Source organism: Brachymonas moutaii (nom. illeg.), from assembly GCF_049977365.1.
Lineage (GTDB): Bacteria > Pseudomonadota > Gammaproteobacteria > Burkholderiales > Burkholderiaceae_C > Brachymonas.
Window position 1 is genome coordinate 59,037 of record NZ_JBNGEN010000009.1, and the last position, 26,488, is coordinate 85,524.

The window sequence follows — 26,488 nt, forward strand, 5'->3', positions numbered from 1 at the left end:
ATCAGAATAAGAAACCGGCGCCAGATGACGGTACACTCGCGAATGTGTGCGTTTGTAAGATTCGTGTAGGCTTATGTTTCTGCACGACATTTGCGCCATTCCATTCCATCCCTTGAATCCAGGAGAGAGACTGATGCACAAGAAATACCTGATTGCCGCCGCTGCAGGCGCACTGGTTCTGGCACTGACCGGGTGCGGTCAGAAAGATACGCCCGCATCTGGTGCGTCCGGCGCATCGGCCACCGGCTCGGCTGCCCCGGCCCGCGCGGCCGACACCATGGCCAAGATCAAGTCCAGCGGCGTGGTCAACCTCGGGGTGCGTGAGTCCTCGGGCCTGGGCTACACCCTGGGCAACGGCAAGTACGTGGGCTTCCACACCGAGATGGCCGAGCGCATCGTCGACGACCTGAAGAAGGATCTCGGCATGTCCGCCCTCAAGATCAACTACCAGCCGATCACCTCGCAGAACCGCATTCCGCTGCTGCAGAACGGCACCATCGACTTCGAGTGCGGCTCCACCACCAACAACAAGGCCCGCCAGAAGGACGCCGACTTTGCCGACACCACCTATGTCGAGGAAGTGCGCATCGCCACCAAGGCCAACTCCGGCATCAACAGCATCGAGGACCTCAACGGCAAGACCGTGGTTACCACCACGGGCACCACGTCCGTGCAGACCCTGCGCAAGAACGAGCATGCCAAGAGCATGAACTTCAAGGAAGTGATGGGCAAGGACCATGCCGACAGCTTCCTGATGCTCGAATCCGGCCGCGCCGACGCCTTCGTGATGGATGCCTCCATTCTGGCGGCCAACATTTCCAAGTCCAAGACGCCCAAGGACTACAAGATCCTGACCCAGGTGCTGTCGGTCGAGCCGATCGCCTGCATGCTGCCCAAGGGCGACGAGAAATTCCGCAAGGCGGTCAACGATTCGATCGAACGCCAGATCAAGGACGGATCGCTCGAGAAGCTCTACACCAAGTGGTTCATGCAGCCGATCCCGCCGAACAATGCGGTCATCGGCCTGCCGCTGTCGGCCAGCACCAAGGATGCATGGGCGCATCCCAACAACAAGCCGATGGAAGACTACCAGCAGAAGTAAGCCCGGCGCGGGGGATCAGGGGAGCTGCTTTCCCTGGTTCCCGGGCCGTTTCCGGCAGCAGGGCCTCCCCCTAAAGGAAGAGGCCCTGTACCGGAGCTCCATGACACCTGGCTCCCCCAATGCGTGCGCGGGGCCCGATGCCATGGCGGGCAAGCCCCATGGGGGCCGGGCAGAGGTGCACAGGATGCGCCTGGCCTGCAGACGGATGCGTCCGGGAGGGAACTCTCTGCGGACCTGCATGCGTCGGGACTCTTCGTTCACGAGACGGGGAGCATTTCTTGAACATGACGGAAAGGCAATGCCATGAGTTGGGATTGGCAAGTTTTCTGCCGGGATACCCTGACGGGGGATGTGGTCCCGGGATGCTATGGGCATGGCGATGTCACCACCTACCTGAACTGGATGCTGTCGGCATGGGGGTGGACCATCTCCGTGTCGGTGTGTTCGCTGGTGCTGGCGCTCGCCGTCGGCGTGGTGGTGGGGACCCTGCGAACCCTGCCCCAGGACCGGCCGGGCAACCGGCTGCTGGCCATGCTGGGCAATGTGTGGGTGGAGCTGTTCCGCAACGTGCCGCTGCTGGTGCAGATATTCCTGTGGTACTTCGTGGTGCCGGCACTCGTGCCGCCGCTCAAGGCGCTGCCGGGCTTTGTGATGGTGGTGCTGGCGCTCGGTCTCTTTACCTCGTCGCGGATCGCAGAGCAGATGCGCTCGGGCATTCTGGCGCTGCCGCGCGGGCAGCGGAACGCGGCGCTTGCGCTCGGCATGAGCACATGGCAGAGCTACCGCTATGTGCTGCTGCCCATGGCGTTTCGCATCATCGTGCCGCCGCTCACGAGCGAGTCGATGAACATCGTCAAGAACTCGGCCGTGGCCTTTGCGGTGTCGATCTCCGAGCTCACCATGTTCGCCATGCAGGCCCAGGAAGAGACCGCACGCGGCACCGAGATCTATCTGGCCGTGACGGGGCTCTACGTGCTGACGGCCCTGGCCATCAACCGCATCATGGCCTTCATCGAGCGGCGCACCCGCGTGCCCGGCCTGATCGTGGCGGGAGGACACTGACATGCTGCATCTCGACTTCAGCGTCTACACCTGGCAGGTCATCTCGCAGTACATCCTCAAGGGGCTGTATTTCAGCGTGGAGCTGACCGTCATCTCGACCGTGGGCGGCATTGTGCTCGGCACGGTGCTCGCGCTCATGCGGCTCTCCAGCCATCGCCTGCTGCACATTCCGGCAACCATCTACATCAACGGCATGCGCTCCATCCCGCTGGTGATGGTGATTCTGTGGTTCTTCCTGCTCGTGCCGGCCAGCGTCTACAACGCGCTCGACGTGCCGTCGGGCAGCCGCAAGGAGGTGTCGGCCATCCTGACCTTTGTGGCCTTCGAGGCGGCGTACTTTGCCGAGATCGTCCGTGCCGGGATCCAGTCGATTCCGCGGGGGCAGATCTTCGCGGGACAGGCGCTGGGCATGACCTATGCCCAGAACATGCGGCTGGTGATCCTGCCGCAGGCCTTCCGCAACATGCTGCCGGTGTTCCTCACGCAGATCATCATTCTGTTCCAGGACACGTCCCTCGTGTATGCCATCGGCGCGTATGACCTGCTCAAGGGCTTCCAGCTCGCGGGCCGCGAATACGGCGTGGTGGAGTCCTATCTGCTGGCGGCCGTGACGTACTTCGTGATCAGCTTCGGCCTGTCGACCTTCGTCAAGCACATCAACAAGAAAATCGCCATCATCCGCTGACTGCGCGGTGGCAGGCAAGGAGAAATTCCGTGAGTGATACTCCCATGATCCAACTCAAGAACGTGAGCAAGTGGTACGGTTCCGTGCAGGTGCTCAACGAGTGTTCCACCGATATCCGCAAGGGGGAGGTGGTGGTGGTCTGTGGTCCGTCCGGCTCGGGCAAGTCCACCCTCATCAAGACCATCAACGGGCTCGAACCCATCCAGAAGGGCGAGATCTACGTCGACGGGCAGGCGCTCCATGATGCCCGCACCGATCTGCCCCGGCTGCGCAGCCGGGTCGGCATGGTGTTCCAGCATTTCGAGCTGTTCCCGCACCTGAGCGTGACCGACAACCTCACGCTGGCACAGATCAAGGTGCTCGGGCGCGGCAAGAACGAAGCCCGCGAGCGCGGTCTCAAGATGCTCGACCGGGTGGGTCTGCTGGCGCACAAGGACAAGTTCCCGGGCCAGCTCTCGGGCGGCCAGCAGCAGCGTGTGGCCATTGCCCGCGCCCTGAGCATGGATCCCATCGTGATGCTGTTCGACGAGCCTACCTCCGCCCTCGATCCAGAGATGGTGGGAGAGGTGCTCGACGTGATGGTCAAGCTCGCCAACGAAGGCATGACCATGATGTGCGTCACGCACGAGATGGGCTTTGCCCGCAAGGTCAGCCATCGGGTGATCTTCATGGACGTGGGGGGCAAGATCCTGGAGGACTGCAGCCGCGACGAATTCTTCGGCAATCCGGATGCGCGTCAGCCTCGCACCAAGGACTTCCTGAGCAAGATTCTCAACCACTGAGTCTGTGGATTGTGCCGGGCGGGGCGCATCGCCAGGGAGTGTGCCGTGCTTGTCCATGCCGTCCGTTCTGCCGGCGCCTTCGGGCGCCGGTGTGCTTGGTGGGGGTGGGCATTGATGGGACAATGCCGGCATGAACACCTCTGCCTCCCAGACCCTCACCATCACCCGTCCCGACGACTGGCACCTGCACGTGCGCGATGGCGCCGCGCTGCAGACCGTGGTGCCGCATACGGCAGCGCAGTTTGCGCGCGCCATCATCATGCCCAATCTGCGGCCACCTGTGACCACGGCTGCGCAGGCGCAGGCCTACCGCGAGCGGGTGCTGGCCGCCGTGCCGGCAGGGGTGCACTTCGAGCCGCTCATGACTCTGTACCTGACCGACAACACCTCCCCCGACGAGGTGGCGCGTGCCAGGGAGGCGGGTGTGGTGGCGTTCAAGCTGTATCCGGCCGGTGCGACCACCAACAGCGATGCCGGCGTGACCGACATCCGCAAGACCTACGCCACGCTCGAGGCCATGCAGCGCCACGGACTGCTGCTGCTGGTGCATGGCGAGGTGACCGATCCTGCCGTGGACATCTTCGATCGCGAGTCCGTGTTCATCGAGCGCGTGATGCAGCCGCTGCGGCGTGACTTTCCGGAACTCAAGGTGGTGTTCGAGCACATCACCACGCGCGAGGCAGCCGATTACGTGCGCGAATCCGACGCCCATACTGCGGCCACCATCACCGCGCACCATCTGCTCTACAACCGCAATGCGCTGTTCATGGGGGGTATCCGCCCGCACTACTACTGTCTGCCGGTGCTCAAGCGCGAGCAGCATCGCCAGGCCCTCGTGGCGGCAGCCACCAGCGGCTCTCCCCGTTTCTTCCTGGGAACCGACAGCGCCCCCCATGCCGCAGCGCTGAAGGAAAACGCCAGCGGATGCGCGGGCTGCTACACCGCGCCGGCCGCCATGGAGCTGTATGCCACCGCCTTCGATGCGGCAGGGGCGCTCGACCGGCTCGAAGCCTTTGCCTCCTTCCATGGCCCCGACTTCTATGGACTGCCCCGCAATGCCTCCACGCTGACGCTGGCGCGCGAGGACTGGCGCGTGCCCGACAGCTACCCCTTCGGCGATGCCGATGTGAAACCGCTGGAGGCAGGCGAGCTGCTGCACTGGCGCGTGGTGGGCTGAGCGCTTTTCTGCAGGCCGGATAGTCGATGGCCGATGACCCGGCCTCGTCTTCTGCTCCTGCGCCGGCCCTCTGGATGATCCGATTTTCCTGAATTTCCCCTCTACGGAGATGCCATGCATACCCCAGGCCCCCATGTTCCGGCTTCCAGTCGGCGCACCCATGCCGAGTTCGATGCCCTGTCGAGCGGCATCTCGGATCGGCTCAACTGGCTGCGCGCCGGCGTGCTGGGCGCCAACGACGGCATCGTCTCGACCGCCGGGCTGGTGCTGGGGGTGGCGGGCGCCACATCCAGCCATGCGGCCCTGCTGACGGCGGGGATCGCGGGGCTGGTGTCGGGGGCGCTGTCGATGGCGGCGGGCGAGTATGTATCGGTGAGCACGCAGCGCGACACCGAACAGGCCGCCGTGGCGCTGGAACGCACCGAGCTCGACGAGCTGCCGGCTCAGGAGCTGGAAGAGCTCACGCGCCTGCTCGAACAGAAGGGCATGAGCCATGACGTGGCTCACCAGGCCGCGCGCGAGATGACGCGCCACAATGCGCTGGCTGCGCATTCCGAGATCGAGCTGGGCATCAAGCCCGGGGCCTACACCAACCCCCTGCAGGCTGCGCTGGCATCGGCACTGGCCTTTGCCATCGGGGCGCTGGTGCCGCTGCTGTCGGTATTGCTGGTGCCGCTCGCACATGCGGTGCCCATCACCGCCCTGGCAGTGACGGTCGCGCTGTCGGTCACCGGGATGGTGTCGGCCCGGCTGGGGCAGGCCCCCGTGGTGGTGGCCACGATCCGCAACGTGGTCGGCGGCATTCTGGCCATGGGTGTGACCTATGCCATCGGCAGACTCGTGGGGGGACAGCTGCCGGGCTGACACGGCAGCTCTGGGAGGAGTACACGAGGGGTACACGGGTCTTGCAAAGCCCGCAGCAGGCTCCACCTGCGAGGCATGAATACCCTGCAAGCACCCTCGCGCACCGCGGCCGTGCTGGCACAACTGCTGGAACGGTTGGACGCCAGTCCCTCGGTGGATGCGCATCAATACCAACTGGTCGTGGACCGGCTCGCCGGTCTGCTGGCCGATCCTTCCGTGAACTGGGAGCCGCTGCTCGCGGCCAGCCCTGCAGCTGCCGTGGTGTACGAGAACCTGCACTACGACGCAGCGGGTCTGTGCCGCAGTCCGCTCGATACCGCTGCCGGTGCCGAAATGGAGGCGCGCGAGCTCATCGGCCGTGTGCGCCGTCCGGTGGCGCCAGGAGCGACGCCGCCGGTCTGAGCTGGGTGGACTGCCATTGCACTTCTTCAAGGCTTCAAGGAGCATCCCTTCATGAGCGAATCCCTGCACATTGTGTGCCCCCACTGTCATACCACCAACCGCATCGCCCCCGAGCAGCTCGGACAGTCGCCCGACTGCGGCAAGTGCCATCAGCCCCTGTTCACAGGGCACCCGGTGGCGCTCGATGACGAGGCCACCTTCGATCGACACATCTCCCGGAGCCAGATTCCGGTGGTGGTGGATTTCTGGGCGCCCTGGTGCGGTCCCTGCCGCATGATGGCCCCTGCCTACGAGCAGGCTGCCCAGCTGCTGGAGCCCCACGTTCAGGTGGCCAAGGTCAACACGGAGGCGGCCCAGACGCTGGGCGCCAGGCACCAGATCCGCAGCATCCCTACTCTGGCGCTGTTTGTCGGAGGCCGTGAAGTGGCACGCCAGTCGGGGGCGCTCACGTCGCCGGCACAGATCGTGCAGTGGGTGCAGTCCCATCTGCCACGGTAAGCAGCAGCGTTTTTCCCCCTCGATTGGAGAACCCCATGGAAGACAGGAACGAAAAGATCCTCGACTACATCGACAGATTGGTGACAGAGGAAAAGGCCCTGCGCGACAAGCCCGTCAAGCCCGAGGCCGAACATGCACGGCTGCGGCATCTGCAGGAGCAGCTGGATCAGTGCTGGGATCTGCTGCGCCAGCGCCGGGCGCGGCAGGAGTTCGGCGAGAACCCCGACGCAGCCTCGGTGCGCGATGCGGGGACGGTGGAGCGCTATACCGGCTGAGCCTCTGGCGGCAACAGGCAGCGCCCCTGCCGGGCCAGCTCCCGAAAACCCTGTGCCAGATGATCGAGCAGTTCCCGCACGGCGGGACGCATGCCCTGGCGGGAGGCATAGGCTGCCTGGATGACCCCGGTGGGGGCATGCCACCCGGGCAGCACCTGCACCAGCGTGCCTTGCTGGAGGGCTTCGTGCACGAACAGCCTGGGCAATACGGCGCAGCCGAGTCCATCCAGTGCCGCCTGCAGCAGCGGCTGCATGTCGTCCACGACCAGGCGGGGCGTGACCAGCACTTCCTGCGGTTCGTCCGCCGCATTCCGCAGGCTCCAGCGATGGGCTTCCGGTGAGTTGCCCAGCCCGAGGGCGGGAAAGTCTCCGAGGTCGCGCGGATGCAGGGGCGTAGAGCGGTGCTGCAGCACCGCGGGCGCTGCCACCAGCAGATGGGGACTGAGCGCGAGAGGGCGAACGATCTCTTCGGCAGGCAGGGCCGCATCCTGGGGACGCACGCGCAGCGCGACGTCCACGCCGTCTTCCCACACATCGACATTGCGGTTGGTGGCCGTCACGCGCAGCTGCACGCCGGGCCAGCGGTGCAGGAAGGTGTCGAGCATGGCCTGGGCCGCATGGCCGAGCAGCGCGGGCGGGCACGACAGCTGCACCCGCCCCAGCGGTTCCACCGTGCGGCTGGCAGCCAGGGATTCTGCTACCCGGGCCTCGGCCACCAGCGCCCGGCAATGAGGGAGCAGTGCAGCTCCCGTGTCGGTCAGTGCAAAGCGGCGTGTGCTGCGCTGCAGCAGTCGCACCCCCAGTCGAGCTTCCAGCAGGGCGACGTGGCGGCTCAGGCGGGATTTGGGAATTCCCAGCACCCTGCTGGCCGCGGCAAAGCCCCCGTGCTCTACCACGGCGGCAAAGTAGGCATAGGCATTGAGATCGGTCATGGAGCGAGTCCTGGCAATCGAAGGCATGGCTCGCCATTATCGTTCCACGCATGGAACGCTGAAGACCACCATGGCGCCTTGTGGCAGGGCCTGCAGGCAGCATGTACGGAGCATGACAGCGGAGCCGGTGGGCGGCTTCCGCGAGGGCAGGGCCTGCGACGCGGCGACATCCGGGCCGCGTGGCGCGGGGCTTTCTCTGCCTCTACAGAACCGAAAGGACACCTTTTCATGACCGATTCCAAACGCATCGTTGCTACCCGCCGTGCCCCCGCGCGCCACTGGGTGGGAGACGGCTTTCCCGTCCATGGCATGTTCGACTACAACGGCGCACAGGTGCCTGCGCGCAGCCCCTTCCTGCTGCTCGACTATGCGGCGCCCTGTGCCTTTGAGCCCCACACGGGCTACCGTCGCGGCGTGGGCCAGCACCCGCACCGGGGCTTCGAGACTGTGACTCTGGTGTACGACGGGGAGGTGGAGCACCGCGATTCGGCCGGGGGCGGAGGCGTCATCGGCAAGGGCGATGTGCAGTGGATGACGGCAGGGGCTGGATTGATGCACGAGGAATTCCATTCCGAGCGCTACAGCCGCACCGGAGGGCCGTTCGAGATGATCCAGCTCTGGGTCAATCTGCCTGCCCGCGACAAGTTGACACCGCCGCGCTACCAGGCCATCACCGCCGACCGCATCCCCGAGGTGGCGCTGCCGGGCGGCGCGGGCACGATGCGCCTCGTGGCGGGCGAGTTCGCCGGGCAGCAGGGGCCGGCCCTCACCCATACCCCGATGCGGGTCTGGGACGTGACGCTCGCTGCCGGGGCTACCGTGTCCCTGCCGCAGCCCGAGGGCTGGACGACGCTGCTGGTGGTGCGCAGCGGGGAGCTGGGCGTGCAGGGCCAGGCCACGCTCGAAGCCGCCGAGATGGCCACCCTCACCACCGAGGGCACGGACGTGACGCTGCAGGCCCAGGGGGGTGCGGACGTGCATCTGCTGCTGCTCTCCGGCGAACCCATCGACGAGCCGGTGGTGGGCTATGGCCCCTTTGTGATGAACACGCGCGAGGAGATCGTGCAGGCGATCGACGACCTCCAGCAGGGACGCTTCGGCCGCATGGACGAATGACGGCCCGGCGTCCGGCACCGCAGCCGTCTTGAAATTGCGGGGATCTTCCCGATATGGAAGGTTCTGTCGCCGAAAGGCGGGGCGCATGGTGCGCCTCGCCTGTTTCCGTGACAGGACGAGGACCTCATGAAACGCATCATCCTGTTCCTGCTCACCAACGTGGCTGTGGTGGCCACGTTGGGCATCGTGACCAGCCTGCTGGGGGTCAACCGCTACCTCACGGCGCAGGGCGTCAACTACGGCATGCTGCTGGCGTTTTCGTTCATCGTCGGCTTCACCGGCGCGATCATCTCGCTGCTGATGAGCAAGCCCATGGCCAAGGCCACCATGGGGCTGCACATGATCGACCAGCCTTCCAATGCCGACGAGGCCTGGATCGTCGAGACCGTGCGCCAGCTGGCTGACCGTGCCGGCATTGCCATGCCTGAGGTGGGGATCTACGAGGGCGAGGCCAACGCCTTTGCCACGGGCGCGTTCAAGAATTCGGCTCTGGTGGCGGTGTCCACGGGCCTGCTGCAGGGCATGACCAGGGAAGAAATCCAGGCCGTGCTCGGCCATGAAATCTCCCACGTGGCCAACGGCGACATGGTCACGCTCACGCTGGTTCAGGGGGTGGTGAACACCTTCGTGGTGTTCCTGAGCCGGGTGATCGGTTCGCTGGTCGACGGGGCCCTGCGCCGCAACAGCGACAGCGAGTCCGGGCCGGGCATTGCCTACACCATCACCACCATCGTGCTCGACATTCTGTTCGGATTTCTGGCCTCGATCATCGTGGCCTGGTTCAGCCGCCAGCGCGAGTTTCGGGCCGATGCCGGGTCGGCCCGTCTGCTGGGCAATCGCACCCCCATGATCCATGCACTGCAGCGCCTTGGTGGGATGCAGCCGGGCGAGCTGCCCAAGGGCATGCAGGCCTTCGGCATTGCCGGGGGGCTGGGCGAGCTGTTTGCCAGCCACCCGCCGCTGGAGGTGCGCATCGCGGCGCTCCAGAAGCTGCAGGGATGAGCGGCAGGCGTGTGGGATGCCACAGGCCCCTTGCGGGGCCTTGGTGATCGGGCAGCAGATACCGGGTCGGCCAGACCACCGGACAGCGAACAAGCCGCAGGGGCGCACAAGACCCTGCGGCTTCTTTGTGGGGCCCCGTTGCCCGAGGTGGGCGGTGAGCGCTCAGGAAGGGAGCGTTTCGGCCGCGGGGGCGACGGAAGCGCTTGCCGTGACCGGCTGGGGCTGCTGCTGCCTGCGGGACGCCCGGGGTGCGCGGGAGCGGGTGGGTGGTGCAGCCGGGGTCATGAGGGCCATCACTTCGGCCCAGTGCAGGATTTCGAGCCGGCCGTCGGGGTGCTCGGCCAGGGCGGTGAGGCTTTCTACCCAGTCGCCGTCGTTGGCGTAGAGCAGGCCATCCATGTCGCGCAGCTCGGCATGGTGGATGTGGCCGCAGACGACGCCATCGGCCCCGCGGCGGCGGGCTTCGCGTGCCACGGCATGCTCGAAGTCGCTCACGTAGCTCACGGCTCGCTTGACCTTGAGCTTGAGCTTGAGGTACTGGGACAGCGACCAGTAGGGCAGCCCGAGCCGCGCCCGCAGCGAGTTGAGGTGGCGGTTGAGGCGCAGGGTGAATTCGTACAGGCTGTCGCCGACATAGGCCAGCCAGCGAGCGCACTGGATCACGCCGTCGAACAGATCGCCATGCGTGATCCACAGCCGGCGGCCATCGGCAGTGGTGTGCAGCCAGTCTTCGGCCACCTCGATGCCACCGAAGTTGTTGTTGCCGTAGGTGCGCGCGAATTCGTCGTGGTTGCCGGGGATGTAGATCACCCGGGTGCCCTTGCGGGCCTTGCGCAGCAGCTTCTGCACCACGTCGTTGTGGGTCTGCGGCCAGTGCCATGAGCGTCGCAGCTGCCAGCCGTCGATGATGTCGCCGACGAGGTACAGGGTTTCACTGTCGGTGTGGCGCAGGAAATGCAGCAGGGCATGGGCCTGGCAGTCCGGCAGGCCGAGGTGCACGTCCGAAATCCACAGGGTGCGAAAGCGTCGTACCGGCATGGCGTCTTCGGGAGACGAAGGCGCATGCGGGCGGGGGGCTGCATCGCCAGGGGCGCTGGGGTCCGGCATCGTCCGTGCCGCCACGGGGGCAGAGAGGAGGGCGCGTGCGGGGGCGAAGGAGGGGAGGGTGCATCCGGGCCGTGTCATGCAGGGGATGGTGGCAAGCTCCTGTGATGGTCGTGTGGCAGAACGATGAAACCGGCGTGACGTGGCGCCAGCGCCCCAGGCCTGCCGCGGGGAAGGGCTCCGACCCGAAATGCACACGGCCTGCCCCTGAAAGGGCCGGATCGGCACTCCAGGAGCAGGCCGTGGCCCGCTTGCAGGGGATTGGGGAAGGGCAGGCCGCTGCTGTGTGCAGCCGGTGCGTCCTCAGGCGGGGAGGAAGCCGTCGATCGACAGGTAGCGCTCTCCCGTGTCGTAGTTGAAGCCCAGCACCCGTGCCTGGGCAGGCAGCTCGGGGAGCTTCTGGGCAATGGCGGCCAGGGTGGCGCCGCTGCTGATGCCCACGAGCAGGCCTTCCTGCGTGGCGGCCCGCCGGGCGTATTCCATGGCGCTCGGGCCATCGACCTGGATGGTGCCGTCGAGCAGGCTGACGTCGAGGTTGCGCGGGATGAACCCTGCGCCGATGCCCTGCAGCGGGTGGGGGCCGGGCTGGCCGCCGCTGATGACCGGGGACTGCGTGGGTTCCACGGCAAACACCTTGAGCTGCGGCCATGCCTGCTTGAGCACGCGGGCCACGCCCGTGAGGTGGCCGCCCGTGCCCACGCCGGTGACGAGCGCATCGAGCCCCTCGGGGAAGTCGGCCAGGATTTCCTGGGCGGTGGTGCGGGAGTGGATCTCGGGGTTGGCAGGGTTGTCGAACTGCTGCGGAATCCACGCCCCCGGGGTCTGGGCAGCAAGTTCCTCGGCGCGGGCGATGGCGCCCTTCATGCCCTTTTCGCGCGGGGTGAGGTCGAACTGTGCGCCGTAGGCCAGCATCAGGCGGCGGCGTTCGATGCTCATGCTCTCGGGCATCACCAGAATGAGCCGATAGCCCTTGACTGCGGCCACCATGGCCAGCCCCACACCGGTGTTGCCGCTGGTGGGCTCGATGATGGTGGCGCCGGGCTTGAGCTGTCCGGAAGCCTCGGCGGCCTCGATCATGCTCAGGGCAATGCGGTCCTTGAGGCTGCCGGCGGGGTTGAAGCGTTCGGCCTTGATCCAGACCTCGCGCTCGGGGAACAGGCGCGAGAAACGGATGTGCGGCGTGCGGCCAATGGTGTCGAGTACGGATGCGGCTTTCATGGGATGTCCTTTCGGTAGGGGGCTGCCGGCCGGGCCCATCTGGGTGGCTTGTGCAGGTGGACATCATTCTGCAGGTTTTGTTATGACTAATCCTCATGAAGTTACACCGCAGCAGCGACGCCATGTTGGCCATTCCCCTACTGTTTTCATGGGATTTGAAAGGCTCGTTTTCTCCCCTGCACGGCGACGCGTGTCGTGCAGGGTGGCTTGAAGCCCGGCGAGGGCGCAGGGCACAATCGGCCCATGCACGATTCCGACCCTTCCAGCGCCGCACCTTCTCCTGCAGTCCCCACGTCGCAGGAGGGGGAGGGCTTCTCGCTTGCGGCCGATGCCGAGGCGCGTTCCCGCGACAAGGCCCGCGAGTTGCGCCGCATGAAGCGCATTGCCCTGGCTGCCCTGCTGGGGGCCGTGGCGCTGCTCGCACTCAGCCATGTGTTCCATCGCCAGGGCGTGTGGGGATGGGTGGGGGCGTTTGCCGAGGCGGCCACCGTGGGCGCGCTGGCCGACTGGTTCGCGGTCGTGGCGCTGTTTCGGCATCCGCTGGGACTGCCGATTCCGCACACCGCCATCATTCCGCGCAACCAGCAGCGCATTGCCGACAATCTGGCGCAGTTCGTGCGCGACAAGTTTCTGGACAAGCGCGTGCTGCTGCCGCGCATCGAAGCATTCAACCCCGCACGCAAGCTCGGCGAGTTTCTGTCCGAGCCCGCCCGGGTGCAGACGCTCGCGGGCCAGCTCCGGCGCTGGGCGGCCCAGGCCGTGGAGGCGCTGGACGATCCGGCCGTGGAACGCGATCTCACGGCCGTGGTCAAGCGCCAGCTGCACGAGTGGAACGCCGCGCCCACCGCGGCCCATCTGGTGCAGCAGCTCACCGAGGGAGGACATCACGAGCGCGTGCTCGATGCCGCGCTGGCCCGCATCGGCGAGTGGGTGGGGTCTCCCGACATCCGCACGCTCATCGCCGACAAGATGATGGGCATGGCGCGGCGCGAGTACCCCCGCATGACCTGGTTCACCGACAAGCTCGACTACACCGAGGACATTGCCGACCGTCTGGCCGACCGGCTGGCCCAGGCGCTCATCGACGAGCTGCTCGACGTGCTGCACGACCCCACGCATCCGCTGCGCGTGCGCTACCGCGACGAGGTGGCCGGCATGGTGGCGCGGCTCGACACGGACGAGGATCTGCAGCGCAGGGTGCAGCAGCTCAAGACCCAGCTGCTCCTGCATCCGGCCTTGCAAAGCTATGTGCGGGAGCTGTGGGCGCGGTTTCGCCAGTGGCTGCACCGCGATCTCGACGATCCCGACTCCGCCATTGCGCGGCAGTTTGCCGTGCATGCCGCGCGGTTCGGGGAGCGGCTGCGGACCGATCCGGTCTGGCAGCAGGCTGCCAATGCACAGCTGCGCATTGCGGTGGAGCATCTGGCCGACCGGCTTCGCGACGTGGCGCCGGAGCACATCCGCCGCACCGTGCAGGAGTGGGATGCGCGCTACATGGTGCAGGAGATCGAACGCAGCGTGGGGCGTGACCTGCAGTTCATCCGGCTCAACGGGACGCTGGTCGGGGGGCTGGCCGGGCTGGCGCTGTATGCCTGCTTCCATCTGCTGCCTGCCCTGGCGGGAGGCTGAAGCCGCAGCGGGCCCGATGGCAGGGACATGCTCCGGCCGGAATCGTCACCGGGGCAGGAAGGCGTGCCCCACGGCCAGCACGGCCAGTGCGCACGTCGCCGCCACCAGGTCATCCCACATGATGCCCCAGCCGCCGCGCCAGCCACCGCCCTTGAAGACCTGGTCGGCCCAGTGCACGGGCTGCGGCTTGACCGCATCAAAGAACCGGAAGGATGCAAACGCAGCCAGCTGCCAGAGCCAGGCAGCGCGGCTCCACGGTGCAGGCGCCCACACGATCTCCAGCACCCAGAGCATCAGCCAGAAGGCCGCCACCTCGTCCCAGACTACGCAGCCGGGGTCCGACATGCGCAGATCCCGCGCACTCACGGTGCAGGCCCACCAGCCGACCGGAATGCTGACCACCACCAGCACACCGCCCCACACCGGCGACAGGCCGGCGGCCTGCAGCAGCACCCAGACGGCCCAGGCCCACAGCGTGCCTGCCGTGCCGGGGGCCTTGGGGCTCAGGCCGGAGCCGGCTCCCAGCCCCAGAAAATGCGCGGGATGGGCGAGGACGAAGGACCAGGTGGGGCGCCGGGGCGCACCGTCTGCGGCGGAAGGGGACGGGGAGTCTTGCATGGGGCGATTGTCGCAGAGCAGCGCACTGCCAGTGCGGCAGTGCGCGCACGGAGGCGTGCATCACCCGCGCGGGGCGGGCGGTGCAAAGTGGTCGAAGCCGTGTCCGACCAGGGCGTGCGTGCGACCGTGCAGGTCTGTCCAGCGCAGGCCCGGTGTGGCGTCGATGGTGCCGATGCAGGTGCATGCCACTCCGGCGGCTGCGGCGGCGGCCGCCACGTCGGCCTGTCGATGGGGGGGGGCGGTGAAGAGCAGTTCGTAGTCATCGCCGCCAGCCAGGGCGAGCTGCAGCGCCCAGTCTGGATCGTGCGCCCGGGCGGCGGGACACGCAGCCGCCAGCAGCCCCCCGCCGTCCGGTCGGCAGGCCTGCAAAGTGGCTCCTGTGCCTGATGCCACCAGCAGGTGGCCGATATCGCCCTGCAGCCCGTCACTCAGATCCAGACAGGCACTGGCCACGCCGCGCAGCGCCATGCCCAGCGCCACGCGGGGGAGGGGGCATTCCAGCCGGTCCCGCGTGGCAGCGAGGAGCGCCTGGCACTGGGGCGCCTGCAGCCGGGCCATGCGGTCGGCATCGGCGGCCGGGAGAGGCTGGTGCCGCTGGGCCAGAAGCAGGTGCAGCGCCAGGCGGGCATCGCCGAGTCCGCCCCCGGCGGGGTGGCTGGCGTAGATCCGGTCGCCGGGCTGGGCCCCCCGGCGCAGCAGAGCGGCGCCCCGGGGCACTTCCCCGAGGACGGTGAGGCTCAGGGTGAGCGGGCCGCGCGTGGTGTCGCCGCCGAGTAGGTCACAGGCGTGGGCATCCGCCAGGGTCAGGAGTCCCCGGGCAAAGCGGCCCAGCCAGTCGTCCTCGGCGGCAGGCAGGGCCAGCGCCAGACTGAAGGCGAGGGGACGGGCACCGCTGGCAGCCAGGTCACTCAGGTTGACTGCCAGTGCCTTGTGGCCCAGGCGCTCCGGCGCCACATCGTCAAAGAAATGCTGTCCGGCCACCAGCATGTCGGTGGAAAGGGCCAGGTCATGGCCCTCCCTCGGGCGCAGGAGTGCGCAGTCATCTCCGATGCCGAGCAGGGTGTGGTGCAGGGCATGGCCGGGCCGCGCGAAGTGGCGGGCAATGAGCGCGAACTCTCCGGTGCCGGTGCTGGCCAGGGGCACGGCAGATGCATCGGGCAGGGGGGGCGGAGACAGCAGAGTGCTCATGCCGCATCATCCGGCGGTGGAGCGGACCTGCGCGTGCGGGGCGGGAACATGAACGTGAGCGGGGCCTGCCGCATCCGGTAGAACAGCGCCGAACGAATGCGTCTGCGGTCGAGTCGAGGCACGTCATGGGCGGTCAGCGCCGTGCGGAACGCCAGGTAAAAGCTCACCCCCACATTGATCGGCCCCACCAGCGCTACGCCTGCCACTGCCAGCCAGAAGTCGGTGCGATGCACCACCTGCAGGCCCAGCGACTCGATGGCCGCCGCCAGCTGCCCGGCTGCGATGGTCACGTGGCGCACTTCGAGCTCCAGCCCGAAGAACAGCGCCACCGCCGGCACCAGCCCCAGCAGCAGACCCAGCGAGATGTTGGCTGCCAGCCCCGAGATGTTCCGTCGCCACCAGGCGGCCCAGCGCAGGGCGCGCGCCGGCCCCAGCCGGGCAATCGAGCGAGGATGGTAGGCAATGGACGAGTCCAGCCGGTGGAACACGAACCAGTTCTCTGCCCAGCCCGCGATGATGCTGGAGGCAAACAGCATCACCCCGGTCGCGGCCGCGAACAGCGTGGTCGGCCCCAGCACGCTCAGGCTGTGCAGGGTCTTTTCCGCATAGGCCGGGGCGATCATGCTGTGCCCCAGCACGTGGCGCAGGGCGGCCGACAGCAGCAGCACGGTCGGCATGACGGCCACCAGGTTGCCGATCACGGCCGCCACCTGGCTGCGGATGAGGTGCGCTACCTCGTCGACGAATCCATCGACCGCATTGGGCCGGCCCATGTCCTTGAGCCGTGCCGCCATGGCCGGCGCCGTGACGGCCGGCTGCTTGGTGGCCACGGTCCAGTGCAGGAGCTGGATGAGCACGAACACTACCGCGTAGTTGAGACCCGCCGCCAGCCCGCTCCAGAAGATCGACAGCGCCAGGGCCGTGAGCACGAACTTGGTCCACACCGCAAAGCCCATCGCGAAGCCGCCGCCGAGTGCGTGGCCGAACAGCACACGCCAGTCGTGCGTGTTGCGGGTGATGTAGGCCTCGCCGCTTTCCGCATGGCGCTCGGCGATCTTGGAGGCCACGAGGTGGGCATTGTGGTGCCAGAGCTTGCGCACACTGCGCCGCTCGCGGCCGATGACCACCAGCTTGGCCAGCAGCCGCACGTTGGCATGGTCGGGTTCCTCGCTCAGCAGGCAGTCGAGCAGGTCGTGCACCCGCTGCACCCGGTCCCTGAACTGGCGCAGCATGAACACGATGCCCACCGACACGCCATGCTTGTCGAGGTGGCCATACACCGTACTCATGGCCGCGCGGCAGGCCAGCAGCTGCTGGCGCAGGGCCTGCGCGGCATCCTGCGTGAGCCTGGGTTCGCGGCCGTGGAGCCGGATCGTGCGGCTGAAGCGTGCGCGCACTTCCGGCAGGCGGTGAAAGGCCTCCAGAGTCTGCCCGTCGTGCGTCATGCGCACCCGGATATCGTTGGCGAACCCGATCGCCGTGATCTGGCTCACCGTGTACGTGATGGCTTCCAGGAGCTTGCCCTGCCAGTAGCTCAGCACGCCGTAGGGCCTGGAGGACGGTGCAGCCGAAGCAGGAGGAACTGCCTGCACCGGCGCATCGCCTGCAGGCGGGTCCGCCGGCAGCGAAAACAGCAGCGTGTCGAGCTGGTCGAGCAGGCCCGGGTCGAGCGCCCGTAGCCACTGGGCATCGAAGCCGTGGGGCAGCAGCAGCTCGAAGAGCTCGGACAGATCGGTCGTCTCCGGCGTCACCGGCATGAACTTGCGCGAGATGCGGTGCCGCAGCTCGCTCAGAAAGGCCGTGCGCGGCGCAAAGCCAAAATCCGCCAGCAGGGGCGTGACATCCACTTCGGAGAGAAAGCGCAGCCACCACGCCCGCCAGCGCGGCAGCCAGTCGGGCTGGCGCTGAGCCGCCGCCACGATCTGGCGCACATGGCCGACGGCGGTCTGCACGTCGCGGCCCTCGCCCCGGATCCAGGCCAGCAGGTCATACAGCCAGAGGTGGCGATGCACCATGTCCGCCTGCGGATCCAGGGCATCGAGCAGGCGCTGCAGATCGGGAGGAGTGTCGGTGTGCTTCATGGGCGACTCGGCGGTGATCTGCGGGAGGGACGGTGTTCAGTGCAGCGTATGGGGCGCACGCACATGCACGCCGGCTACCAGCACGAAGGGAGTGATCGGGGCATCGAAGCGGGTGCCATCCTCGGCCACGCAGAACAGACTCCCCTGCATGCGCCCCTCGGGCGTAGGCAGGGGCGTGCCGCTGGTGTAGTCGAAGCTCTCGCCCGGCTCCAGGAGCGGCTGGTGCCCGACCACGGCCAGACCCTGCACCTCCTGCACATGCCCCGTGCCATCGGTGATGATCCAGTGCCTGGCAATGACCTGTGCCGCCATCTGGCCCGTGTTAGTGATCGTCACATGGTAGGCAAACAGAAAGCGGCCCTCGTCCGGCGCCGATTCGGAAGGCAGATACTCGGGCTCCACGCGGATCGTCATCTGGTACGCCGCAGGGTCTGCGGAAAGAGGGGCATCGGTGGACATGGTGAGAACTGCTTCGAGGTAAAAGAAAGAAGGAACAGGAGGGCGGTCGGGCTTGGCGCGCCACCCGCCCGAGGGCTCGGAGGCTCTGCGACAATACCGGCATGACGACCTTCCGCATTGCCCCCTCCATCCTCTCGGCCGACTTTGCACGCCTCGGCGAGGAAGTCCGCGACGTCATCGCCGCCGGTGCCGACTGGATCCATTTTGACGTGATGGACAACCATTATGTCCCCAACCTCACTTTTGGCCCCATGGTCCTGCAGGCCATCCAGCCGCATGCCTGCCGCCCCGACGGCAGCCGCGTTCCGCTCGACGTGCACATGATGGTGCAGCCCGTCGACGCGCTCGCCCAGGCCTTCGCCCAGGCCGGAGCCGACCTCATCAGCTTCCACCCCGACGCCACCCCGCACGCCCATCGCAGCGTGCAGGCCATCAAGGCTGCCGGGTGTCAGGCCGGAGTGGTGTTCAATCCCTCCGCCCCTCTCGATGTGCTCGACTGGCTCATCGACGACATCGACCTCATCCTCATCATGAGCGTCAACCCCGGCTTCGGGGGGCAGAGCTTCATCGACAGCGCCCTGCGCAAGATCGAGGCCGCGCGCCGCCGCATCGACGCCTCCGGACGCGACATCCGCCTGGAAGTCGATGGCGGCATCAAGGTCGACAACATCCGCCGCGTGGCCGACGCCGGAGCCGACACCTTCGTGGCCGGCAGTGCCATCTTTGGCAAGCCCGACTACGCCGGCGTCATCCGCGCCATGCGCGAGGTCCTGGCATGAACGCGCCCCGCACGGGCATCTCCCTGCGCTGGCCGGGAGCCGAACGGCCGCTCGTGGTGCACGGGCTCATGATCGACCTCGACGGCACCCTGGCCAACACCCTGGGCGACTTCGACGCGGCCCTCAACGCCATGCTGCGCGATCTGGCCCTGCCGGCCATCGATGCGGACACCATCTCCCGCCTCGTCGGCAAGGGCAGCGAAAAGCTCGTGCGCAGCGTGCTCGTGTCGGTGGGCGCGGCACCGGCGCCCGACGCCCTCGATCCCGCCCTGTTCCAGCAGGCCTATGTCACCTACCAGCGCCACTACGCCGGCATCAACGGCCAGCACAGCGTGGCCTACCCCGGCGTGGCCGAAGGGCTCGCCGCCCTGTCCGCCACCGGCGTGCCCATGGCCTGCCTCACCAACAAGCCCCGAGCCCACGCCGAAACCCTGCTTGCCACCCTGGGCCTTACCCGGCACTTCTCGCAGGTGTTCGGCGGCGACTGCTTCGCCCGCAAGAAACCTGACCCGCTTCCGCTCATCGAGACCGCCCGTGCCCTCGGCGTGGCGCCCCAGGATGCCCTCATGCTCGGCGACTCCTCCAACGATTCCCAGGCCGCCCACGCAGCCGGCTCGCCCGTCCTGCTCGTCGAATACGGCTATAACCACGGCCATTCCATCCACGAGGTGCCGGCGCTCGGCTACCTGCGCAGCCTGGCCGACCTGCAGGTCGATACGGTCCGCGCATGACCAGCGGCCTCCCGCACGGCCATGCCCCGTACCCCCCGGCAGTCGGGCGGGCGCGGGGCGCGGCAGCGTCATCCTTCTTCCCGTAATCTCCCATGACCCGAATCTGCATCATCGGTGCGGGCGCCATTGGCGGCTACCTCGGCACCCGGCTGGCCCTCACTGGCCGTGCCACCGTCTCGGCCGTGGCCCGCGGTGCCACGCTCGATGCCCTGCGCCATTACGGCTGGCGGCTTCGACTCGGTGGTGACACCCTCCAGGCCCCCGCCATCGCCAGTGACGATCCCGCCACCCTCGGCCCACAGGATCTGGTCATCCTGGCCGTCAAGGGCCCCGCGCTCGCACACATCGCCCGCCAGATGGCGCCGCTGCTGCATGCTTCCACCGTGATCCTGCCCGCCATGAACGGAGTGCCATGGTGGTTCGCACAAGGCGTTCCCGGCCTGCCCGACAGCCCCCTCGACAGCGTCGATCCCGGGGGCGTCATCTCCCGTGCCATTCCGCTGCGTCAGGTGGTGGGGGCCGTGCTCCACATGGGGGTGGCGGTACTGGAGCCCGGTCTCGCGTGGCATCGCATGGGGCATGGCATCATCCTCGGCGAGCCGGGTGGGGCCCCCTCCGTGCGCCTGACGCATGTGGCCGGTCTGCTGCAGGCTGCCGGCATGGACGTCACCCTGTCCAACCATGTCCGCCGCGACATCTGGTACAAGCTCTGGGGCAACCTCACCATGAACCCCGTCTCGGCCCTGACCGGGGCCACCGTCGACCGCATCCTCGCCGACCCGCTGGTGCGCCATTTCTGCTCCGTCGCCATGGAAGAGGCCGCCCGCATCGGGCAGCGCATCGACTGTCCCATCGACCAGCCGCCCGAGGAGCGCCATGCCCTCACCGCCCGGCTGGGCGCCTTCAAGACCTCCATGCTCCAGGACGCCGAAGCCGGCCGCATGCTCGAACTCGACAGCATCGTCGGAGCCGTGCGCGAGCTGGGCCAGCGCCTTGGCGAGCCCACTCCGGCCATCGATGCGCTGCTGGGGCTCACCCGCCTGTTCGGACGTGTGCACGGCCTGTACCCAGAGCCCCACGTCGCCCCCGAGCACCTCACCTGACATTCTCCGTTTTTTGCTACACTGACCCGCATATGTTCGTTCACCGCATCATCCTCACAGGTTGCAGCGACCGGGGAGCCTGGCCCTGGCGATCCTTGGCAGCCCTCTCCCGGCTCCCCGCCTGAAGCGGAGCCGGTATCTTGGCGTGCGGCCAGTGCCTGTCGGCGGCCCGCGCTTCTGGATGACAATCACGCCTTGCCCCGCATCTGTCCGGCAGGGCGTCTGAGGTGATTTCCATGATGACCGAACTCGAATTCAACAGCCTGGCGGCCCAGGGCTATAACCGCATCCCCCTGATGCAGGAAGCCTTCGCCGATCTCGAAACCCCCCTGTCCCTCTACCTCAAGCTGGCCTATGTCGAATACGGCGGCGCGCGCAGCTTTCTGCTCGAATCCGTCGTCGGCGGCGAGCGCTTCGGACGCTACAGCTTCATCGGCCTGCCGGCGCACACTTTCCTGCGAGCCACGGGGTTCGGCAGCGAGGCCCGCACCGAGGTCGTCACCGACGGCCGGGTCGTCGAGGTCGACCACGGCAACCCGCTCGACTTCATCGCACGCTACCAGTCCCGCTTCAAGGTCGCCGTCACCCCCGGCATGCCCCGCTTCTGCGGGGGGCTGGCCGGCTATTTCGGCTATGACGCCGTGCGCTACATCGAGAAGAAGCTCGCCTCCACCTGCCCGCCCGACGAAATCGGTACGCCCGACATCCTGCTGCTGCAGTGCGAGGAAGTCGCCGTCATCGACAACCTCTCCGGCAAGCTCTACCTGCTCGTCTATGCCGATCCCTCCCGGCCCGAAGCCTACGCGCAGGCGCAGCACCGCCTGCGCGAGCTGCGCGAGCGGCTCTCCCAGCCGGCCCTGCCGCCGGCTGCCGGGCGGTTCCAGTCCGAGCCGGTCGAGCGCCACTTTGCCAAGGCCGACTATCTGGCCGCCGTGCAGCGCGCCAAGGACCTGATCGCTGCGGGCGACTTCATGCAGGTGCAGGTAGGCCAGCGCATGGAAAAGCGCTTTGCCGCCCATCCGCTCAATCTCTACCGTGCCCTGCGCTCGCTCAACCCGAGCCCCTACATGTACTACTACCACTTCGGAGACTTCCAGGTGGTCGGGTCGTCGCCCGAAATTCTCGTGCGACACGAGCAGGACACCTCCGGCGAGCAGACCATCACCATCCGTCCGCTGGCAGGCACCCGTCCGCGCGGAGCCACGCCCGAGGCCGACCGTGCCGCCGAGCAGGAGCTCATCCACGATCCCAAGGAGCGTGCCGAGCACGTCATGCTCATCGACCTCGCCCGCAACGACATCGGACGCATCGCCAAGACCGGTTCGGTCCAGGTCACCGAGGCCTTCGTGGTCGAGCGCTACAGCCACGTCATGCACATCGTCAGCAACGTGCAGGGCACGCTGCAGGACGGCATGACCAGCATGGACGTATTCAAGGCCACCTTCCCCGCCGGCACCCTCACAGGGGCGCCCAAGGTGCATGCCATGGAGCTCATCGACCAGCTCGAACCCGTCAAGCGCGGCATCTATGGCGGTGCCTGCGGCTATCTCAGCTACGCCGGCGACATGGATCTCGCCATCGCCATCCGCACCGCGGTGGTCAAGGACGGCATGCTCTACGTGCAGGCTGCGGCCGGCGTCGTGGCCGACAGCATCCCCGAGATGGAATGGAAGGAAACCGAACACAAGGCCCGCGCGCTCCTGCGCGCCGCCGAACTGGTAGAGGAGGGCCTGCAATGAGCGCCACCAAGCTCCTGATGATCGACAACTACGACAGCTTCACCTACAACATCGTCCAGTATTTCGGCGAGCTTGGGGCCCATGTCGCAGTGCATCGCAACGACGAAATCAGCCTCGAACAACTCGACGACCTGTTCCGGCAGGGCGCCTTCGACCATCTCTGCATCTCGCCCGGCCCCTGCTCGCCCAACGAGGCCGGCGTGTCCGTGGCGGCCATTCGCCACTTTGCGGGCAAGCTGCCCATCCTCGGCGTCTGCCTGGGCCATCAGGCCATCGGTGCGGCCTTCGGGGGGCGCATCGTGCGGGCGCGCGAGCTCATGCACGGCAAGACCAGCGTCATCACCACCACCCAGACCGGCGTCTTCCGCGACCTGCCCCGGCAGTTCACCGTCAACCGCTACCACTCGCTGGCCATCGAGCGCGCCACCCTGCCGCCCGAGCTCGAAGTCACCGCCTGGACCGACGATGGCGAGATCATGGGCGTGCGTCACCGCACCCTGCCCATCGAGGGCGTGCAGTTCCACCCCGAGAGCATCCTGACCGAACACGGCCACGCCATGCTGCGCAACTTCCTGCAGACACCGGCATCTCCCGCATCAGAGGCCTGACATGCCCGACACCAGCCACCTGCTCATGTTCATGCTGGCCGGCCTGCTGCTCAATCTCACACCGGGCCCCGATGTGTTCTACATCATGGGACACAGCATGCGTGCCGGGCGCAGAGCCGGGCTGGTCGCCAGCGCAGGCGTCCTGACCGGCTGCCTGGTGCATGTGCTGCTCGCTGCAGCCGGGCTCAGTGCCCTGGTGGCCGCATCCCCTCTCGTGTTCTCCGTGCTCAAGGGGCTCGGCGCCGCTTATCTGGTCTACATCGGAGTGGGCATGCTGCGCACTCTCTGGCATCCCCTGCCCGAAGATGAGGCAGGGCAGGGCGCTGCATGGTCTTCGGGAAATCGCGTGTCGCTCTCGCGCGTCTACCGGCAGGGATTCCTGTCCGACGTACTCAATCCCAAGACCGCCCTGTTTTTCCTTGCCTTCCTGCCGCAGTTCGTCACGCCCGGAACAGCCCATCCCGGCCTGGCCCTGCTGCTGCTCGGACTGCTCTTCACCTTCAACAGCGCCATTTTCTGTGCCCTCTGGGCCGTACTCACCGCGCGGCTCGGTGCCACGCGCACCCTGCGGCGCGCCATGCACTGGTTCGAGGGGCTGGCCGGTGCCGTCATCATTCTTTTTGGCCTGCGCGTGGCCTTCGCCGATGCGCCCGCCACCCATTGACTCTTTCCCGGAACGCTTCCCATGGAACCCGTACACATCACTCCCCAGCAGGCGCTCCAGCGCGTCATCGAACACCGCGAGATCTTCCATGACGAGATGCTGAGCCTCATGCGCCAGATCATGGCGGGCGAAGTGTCCCCCGTCATGACCGCCGCCCTCATCACCGGCCTGAGGGTCAAGAAGGAAACCATCGACGAAATCTCCGCTGCAGCCCGGGTCATGCGCGAGTTCTCCACCAAGGTCCACATCGCCGACACCACCCACCTGGTCGACATCGTGGGCACCGGGGGCGACGGAGCCCAGACCTTCAACATCAGCACCTGCGCCATGTTCGTGGTGGCCGCAGCGGGAGCCAAGGTCAGCAAGCACGGCGGCCGCAGCGTCAGCAGCAAGAGCGGCAGTGCCGACGTCATCGAGAGCCTGGGCGGCAGCCTGAACCTGTCGCCCGCCGCCATTGCGCGCAGCGTCGAGGAGTGCGGCATCGGCTTCATGTTCGCTCCCAACCATCACCCTGCCATGAAGAACGTCGCGGCCGTGCGGCGGGAGCTGGGCGTCAAGACCATCTTCAACATCCTCGGCCCACTCACCAATCCTGCCAGTGCCCCCAACATCCTCATGGGCGTCTTCCACGAGGATCTCGTCGGCATCCAGGTGCGTGTCCTGCAGGAGCTGGGTGCCGATCACGCCATCGTCGTCTATGGGCGTGACGGTCTCGACGAGGTCAGTCTCGGTGCCTCCACCCTGGTCGGTGAACTGCACCACGGCGTCATCTCCGAATACCAGATTCACCCCGAGGATTTCGGCCTGCGCATGGCCAGTGTGCGCCATCTGCGGGTGCGCACCCCCGAGGAATCGCGTGAAATGCTCCTGGGTGTGCTCGACGGCCAGCCCGGTCCCGCTCGCGACACCGTCATCCTCAACGCCGGTGTGGCCCTGTATGCCGCCAACGTGGCCGAGGACATCGGCTCCGGCATTGCACTGGCGCGGCAGGCCCTCGACAGCGGTGCTGCCCGAGCCCGGCTCGACCGTTTCGTTGCCGTCAGCCAGCAGCTCGGATCGGCCTGACCATGCCCGCCTGGATGAGCGGAGACGGTGCCTGGATCGCCTTCGGCGTCACGGCAGTGACCCTCGTCATGGCCGTCGCCATGCATCGCGTCATCGTTCGGGTGCTCAAGTCACCCCCGCCCCCCGACACAGAGGAATGAATCCCACCATGTCCACCATCGACATCCTGCAGAAAATCGTCGCCGTCAAGGAACAGGAAGTGGCTGCGGCCCAGAAGCGCATCCCGCTCCAGGCCATGCGCGCGGACGCCGAAAGCCGTGTCCTGACGCGCGACTTCGCCGGAGTCATCCGTGCCAAGCTGGCGCAAGGACAGTCCGCCGTCATCGCCGAAATCAAGAAGGCCAGCCCCTCCAAGGGCGTGATTCGCCCCGATTTCTTCCCCTCCGACATCGCGCAAAGCTACGCCGAAGGCGACGGCACCATTTCCGCCGCCTGTCTGTCGGTTCTCACCGATCGCCAGTTCTTTCAGGGCATGCCGGACTACCTCAAGCAGGCCCGCGCCAGCTGTGACCTGCCCGTGCTGCGCAAGGATTTCATGATCGACCCCTACCAGATCTACGAATCCCGCAGCATGGGGGCCGATTGCATCCTGCTCATCGCCGCCTGCCTCGACGATGCCCGCATGCACGACTTTGCACAGATCGCCCATGCCCTCGACATGGCCACGCTGTTCGAGGTCCATGACCGCGAGGAGCTCCAGCGTGCGCTCCGTGTCATCGCCGACACCCGCCTGCGCAGCCACACCCTGCTGGGTGTCAACAACCGCAATCTGCGCACCTTCGAGGTGCGCATCGCCAATACCCTCGACATGCTGCCGGACATTCCGCAAGACCAGCTTTTCGTGACCGAGAGTGGCATCCTCACGCGGGAGGACGTACACACCATGCGCGCTGCCGGCGTCGACGCCTACCTGGTCGGCGAGGCCTTCATGCGTGCCCCCGAGCCAGGCAGGGCGCTTGCCACGCTGTTTGCCTGACGCCACATCCATTCGCCCGGAAGCTCGCATGCACAGGATTTTTCGGGCGGCTTCGAAAAACGGCAAAAACATGGCATAATTCAAATCTTGCTACGGAGAGGTGGCCGAGTGGTTAATGGCAGCAGACTGTAAATCTGCCGGTTTATACCTACGCTGGTTCGAATCCAGCCCTCTCCACCAGCTTACCTGAGCAGAGCTGCGGCGCTGCCGCGGTCCGGGTTCTTCGAACTCTGCCGTGTGCGGGAGTAGTTCAATGGTAGAACCTTAGCCTTCCAAGCTAATGACGCGGGTTCGATTCCCGTCTCCCGCTCCAGTTTGGGTTGTTCAGGTGGTTGTACAGATTTTGCCCATGTGGCTCAGTGGTAGAGCACTCCCTTGGTAAGGGAGAGGTCGCGGGTCCGATTCCCGCCATGGGCACCATTCATGGCCGTTCGAACCATGAGAGTGGTTTTGGCTGCCGTGGTTAGTAGTCTTTCACCCCTCATCGTTTTTCGGAGTCAAGCATGGCCAAGGAAAAATTCGAACGGACCAAGCCGCACGTGAACGTCGGCACCATCGGTCACGTGGACCACGGTAAAACCACCCTGACCGCAGCCATTGCCACCGTGCTGTCTGCCAAGTTCGGCGGT

General features: G+C 66.9%; 29 protein-coding genes and 3 tRNA genes. 25 read left to right on the forward strand and 7 right to left on the reverse strand.

Features of this window, described 5'->3' with window-relative positions; translation table 11 throughout:
* The first annotated feature begins 133 nt into the window (after positions 1 to 133).
* From ACP2WS_RS10035 to ACP2WS_RS10075, 9 genes are all read left to right on the forward strand, one after another.
* The gene (locus tag ACP2WS_RS10035) at positions 134 to 1,102 is read left to right on the forward strand and encodes an amino acid ABC transporter substrate-binding protein (RefSeq protein ID WP_426460687.1); all 969 of its coding nucleotides are present in this window, start codon (positions 134 to 136) and stop codon (positions 1,100 to 1,102) included.
* A gap of 303 nt (positions 1,103 to 1,405) precedes the next feature.
* Positions 1,406 to 2,164, forward strand: coding sequence for an amino acid ABC transporter permease (locus ACP2WS_RS10040; RefSeq protein ID WP_426460688.1), 759 nt, complete (start codon positions 1,406 to 1,408; stop codon positions 2,162 to 2,164).
* A gap of 1 nt (position 2,165) precedes the next feature.
* Positions 2,166 to 2,849 (forward strand): amino acid ABC transporter permease, encoded by a 684-nt coding sequence (locus tag ACP2WS_RS10045; RefSeq protein ID WP_374493445.1) that lies wholly within the window; start codon positions 2,166 to 2,168, stop codon positions 2,847 to 2,849.
* Positions 2,850 to 2,893: 44 nt separating this feature from the next.
* Positions 2,894 to 3,631, forward strand: coding sequence for an amino acid ABC transporter ATP-binding protein (locus tag ACP2WS_RS10050; protein WP_374493490.1), 738 nt, complete (start codon positions 2,894 to 2,896; stop codon positions 3,629 to 3,631).
* 130 nt (positions 3,632 to 3,761) lie between these two features.
* A complete protein-coding gene (gene pyrC, locus ACP2WS_RS10055; protein WP_426460690.1) occupies positions 3,762 to 4,808 on the forward strand; it encodes a dihydroorotase in 1,047 nt (348 codons plus the stop codon).
* A gap of 114 nt (positions 4,809 to 4,922) precedes the next feature.
* Complete coding sequence (locus tag ACP2WS_RS10060; protein ID WP_426460692.1) at positions 4,923 to 5,672, forward strand: VIT1/CCC1 transporter family protein; 750 nt, start codon at positions 4,923 to 4,925, stop codon at positions 5,670 to 5,672.
* Positions 5,673 to 5,747: 75 nt separating this feature from the next.
* Entirely contained in the window at positions 5,748 to 6,074 is a 327-nt protein-coding gene (locus ACP2WS_RS10065) for a hypothetical protein (protein WP_426460694.1), read from the forward strand.
* A 51-nt stretch (positions 6,075 to 6,125) separates the two neighbouring features.
* A complete protein-coding gene (trxC, locus tag ACP2WS_RS10070) occupies positions 6,126 to 6,572 on the forward strand; it encodes a thioredoxin TrxC (RefSeq protein ID WP_426460696.1) in 447 nt (148 codons plus the stop codon).
* 35 nt (positions 6,573 to 6,607) lie between these two features.
* A complete protein-coding gene (locus ACP2WS_RS10075) occupies positions 6,608 to 6,847 on the forward strand; it encodes a DUF2630 family protein (RefSeq protein WP_426460697.1) in 240 nt (79 codons plus the stop codon).
* Here ACP2WS_RS10075 and ACP2WS_RS10080 read toward each other — a convergent pair.
* A complete protein-coding gene (locus tag ACP2WS_RS10080) occupies positions 6,835 to 7,779 on the reverse strand; it encodes a LysR substrate-binding domain-containing protein (protein ID WP_426460698.1) in 945 nt (314 codons plus the stop codon). The genes ACP2WS_RS10075 and ACP2WS_RS10080 overlap by 13 nt on opposite strands.
* 228 nt (positions 7,780 to 8,007) lie before the next feature.
* Between ACP2WS_RS10080 and ACP2WS_RS10085 the strand changes: the two genes are divergently transcribed.
* Positions 8,008 to 8,895, forward strand: a complete 888-nt coding sequence (locus ACP2WS_RS10085; protein ID WP_426460699.1) for a pirin family protein — start codon at positions 8,008 to 8,010, stop codon at positions 8,893 to 8,895.
* A 126-nt stretch (positions 8,896 to 9,021) separates the two neighbouring features.
* Positions 9,022 to 9,897 (forward strand): protease HtpX, encoded by an 876-nt coding sequence (htpX, locus tag ACP2WS_RS10090; RefSeq protein ID WP_374493460.1) that lies wholly within the window; start codon positions 9,022 to 9,024, stop codon positions 9,895 to 9,897.
* A 162-nt stretch (positions 9,898 to 10,059) separates the two neighbouring features.
* Here the strand turns inward: htpX and ACP2WS_RS10095 are convergent, their stop codons facing one another.
* Positions 10,060 to 10,935, reverse strand: coding sequence for a UDP-2,3-diacylglucosamine diphosphatase (locus tag ACP2WS_RS10095; RefSeq protein ID WP_426460711.1), 876 nt, complete (start codon positions 10,933 to 10,935; stop codon positions 10,060 to 10,062).
* Positions 10,936 to 11,304: 369 nt separating this feature from the next.
* A complete protein-coding gene (cysK, locus tag ACP2WS_RS10100; RefSeq protein ID WP_426460700.1) occupies positions 11,305 to 12,219 on the reverse strand; it encodes a cysteine synthase A in 915 nt (304 codons plus the stop codon).
* Between the two features lie 243 nt (positions 12,220 to 12,462).
* Here cysK and ACP2WS_RS10105 point away from each other — a divergent pair, with 243 nt between their 5' ends.
* Positions 12,463 to 13,848, forward strand: a complete 1,386-nt coding sequence (locus ACP2WS_RS10105) for a DUF445 domain-containing protein (RefSeq protein WP_374493463.1) — start codon at positions 12,463 to 12,465, stop codon at positions 13,846 to 13,848.
* 45 nt (positions 13,849 to 13,893) lie between these two features.
* Here the strand turns inward: ACP2WS_RS10105 and ACP2WS_RS10110 are convergent, their stop codons facing one another.
* Genes ACP2WS_RS10110 through apaG form a run of 4 tightly spaced genes read right to left on the reverse strand, consistent with a single transcriptional unit; the run spans position 13,894 to position 18,194 of the window.
* A complete protein-coding gene (locus ACP2WS_RS10110; RefSeq protein WP_426460701.1) occupies positions 13,894 to 14,466 on the reverse strand; it encodes a phosphatidylglycerophosphatase A family protein in 573 nt (190 codons plus the stop codon).
* Between the two features lie 60 nt (positions 14,467 to 14,526).
* The gene (gene thiL / locus ACP2WS_RS10115) at positions 14,527 to 15,654 is read right to left on the reverse strand and encodes a thiamine-phosphate kinase (RefSeq protein ID WP_426460702.1); all 1,128 of its coding nucleotides are present in this window, start codon (positions 15,652 to 15,654) and stop codon (positions 14,527 to 14,529) included.
* Positions 15,651 to 17,735, reverse strand: a complete 2,085-nt coding sequence (locus ACP2WS_RS10120) for a site-specific recombinase (RefSeq protein ID WP_374493469.1) — start codon at positions 17,733 to 17,735, stop codon at positions 15,651 to 15,653. Before ACP2WS_RS10120 ends, thiL begins: the two co-directional genes overlap by 4 nt.
* 36 nt (positions 17,736 to 17,771) lie before the next feature.
* Positions 17,772 to 18,194, reverse strand: coding sequence for a Co2+/Mg2+ efflux protein ApaG (gene apaG, locus ACP2WS_RS10125; RefSeq protein WP_374493471.1), 423 nt, complete (start codon positions 18,192 to 18,194; stop codon positions 17,772 to 17,774).
* A 101-nt stretch (positions 18,195 to 18,295) separates the two neighbouring features.
* Here apaG and rpe point away from each other — a divergent pair, with 101 nt between their 5' ends.
* The 13 genes from rpe to ACP2WS_RS10190 form a co-directional block, all read left to right on the forward strand.
* Positions 18,296 to 18,973, forward strand: a complete 678-nt coding sequence (gene rpe / locus ACP2WS_RS10130; protein WP_426460703.1) for a ribulose-phosphate 3-epimerase — start codon at positions 18,296 to 18,298, stop codon at positions 18,971 to 18,973.
* Positions 18,970 to 19,704, forward strand: a complete 735-nt coding sequence (gph, locus tag ACP2WS_RS10135; RefSeq protein ID WP_426460704.1) for a phosphoglycolate phosphatase — start codon at positions 18,970 to 18,972, stop codon at positions 19,702 to 19,704. Before rpe ends, gph begins: the two co-directional genes overlap by 4 nt.
* Positions 19,705 to 19,796: 92 nt before the next feature.
* A complete protein-coding gene (locus tag ACP2WS_RS10140; RefSeq protein WP_426460705.1) occupies positions 19,797 to 20,807 on the forward strand; it encodes a 2-dehydropantoate 2-reductase in 1,011 nt (336 codons plus the stop codon).
* Positions 20,808 to 21,043: 236 nt separating this feature from the next.
* On the forward strand, positions 21,044 to 22,546 hold the full coding sequence (trpE, locus tag ACP2WS_RS10145; RefSeq protein WP_426460706.1) for an anthranilate synthase component I: 1,503 nt from the start codon (positions 21,044 to 21,046) through the stop codon (positions 22,544 to 22,546).
* Positions 22,543 to 23,154 (forward strand): anthranilate synthase component II, encoded by a 612-nt coding sequence (locus tag ACP2WS_RS10150; protein ID WP_374493479.1) that lies wholly within the window; start codon positions 22,543 to 22,545, stop codon positions 23,152 to 23,154. Before trpE ends, ACP2WS_RS10150 begins: the two co-directional genes overlap by 4 nt.
* A 1-nt stretch (position 23,155) precedes the next feature.
* The gene (locus ACP2WS_RS10155; protein ID WP_426460707.1) at positions 23,156 to 23,818 is read left to right on the forward strand and encodes a LysE family translocator; all 663 of its coding nucleotides are present in this window, start codon (positions 23,156 to 23,158) and stop codon (positions 23,816 to 23,818) included.
* Between the two features lie 21 nt (positions 23,819 to 23,839).
* A complete protein-coding gene (gene trpD, locus ACP2WS_RS10160; RefSeq protein WP_426460708.1) occupies positions 23,840 to 24,883 on the forward strand; it encodes an anthranilate phosphoribosyltransferase in 1,044 nt (347 codons plus the stop codon).
* Between the two features lie 2 nt (positions 24,884 to 24,885).
* Positions 24,886 to 25,023, forward strand: a complete 138-nt coding sequence (locus tag ACP2WS_RS10165) for a hypothetical protein (RefSeq protein WP_426460709.1) — start codon at positions 24,886 to 24,888, stop codon at positions 25,021 to 25,023.
* Between the two features lie 8 nt (positions 25,024 to 25,031).
* Positions 25,032 to 25,859 (forward strand): indole-3-glycerol phosphate synthase TrpC, encoded by an 828-nt coding sequence (trpC, locus tag ACP2WS_RS10170; protein ID WP_426460710.1) that lies wholly within the window; start codon positions 25,032 to 25,034, stop codon positions 25,857 to 25,859.
* Between the two features lie 94 nt (positions 25,860 to 25,953).
* Positions 25,954 to 26,039, forward strand: a tRNA-Tyr gene (locus tag ACP2WS_RS10175).
* Between the two features lie 59 nt (positions 26,040 to 26,098).
* Positions 26,099 to 26,172 (forward strand) — tRNA-Gly (locus ACP2WS_RS10180).
* A 32-nt stretch (positions 26,173 to 26,204) separates the two neighbouring features.
* Positions 26,205 to 26,279, forward strand: a tRNA-Thr gene (locus ACP2WS_RS10185).
* An 83-nt stretch (positions 26,280 to 26,362) separates the two neighbouring features.
* Positions 26,363 to 26,488: GTP-binding protein (locus ACP2WS_RS10190; RefSeq protein ID WP_230081277.1), on the forward strand; the 126-nt coding region annotated here is incomplete at its 3' end.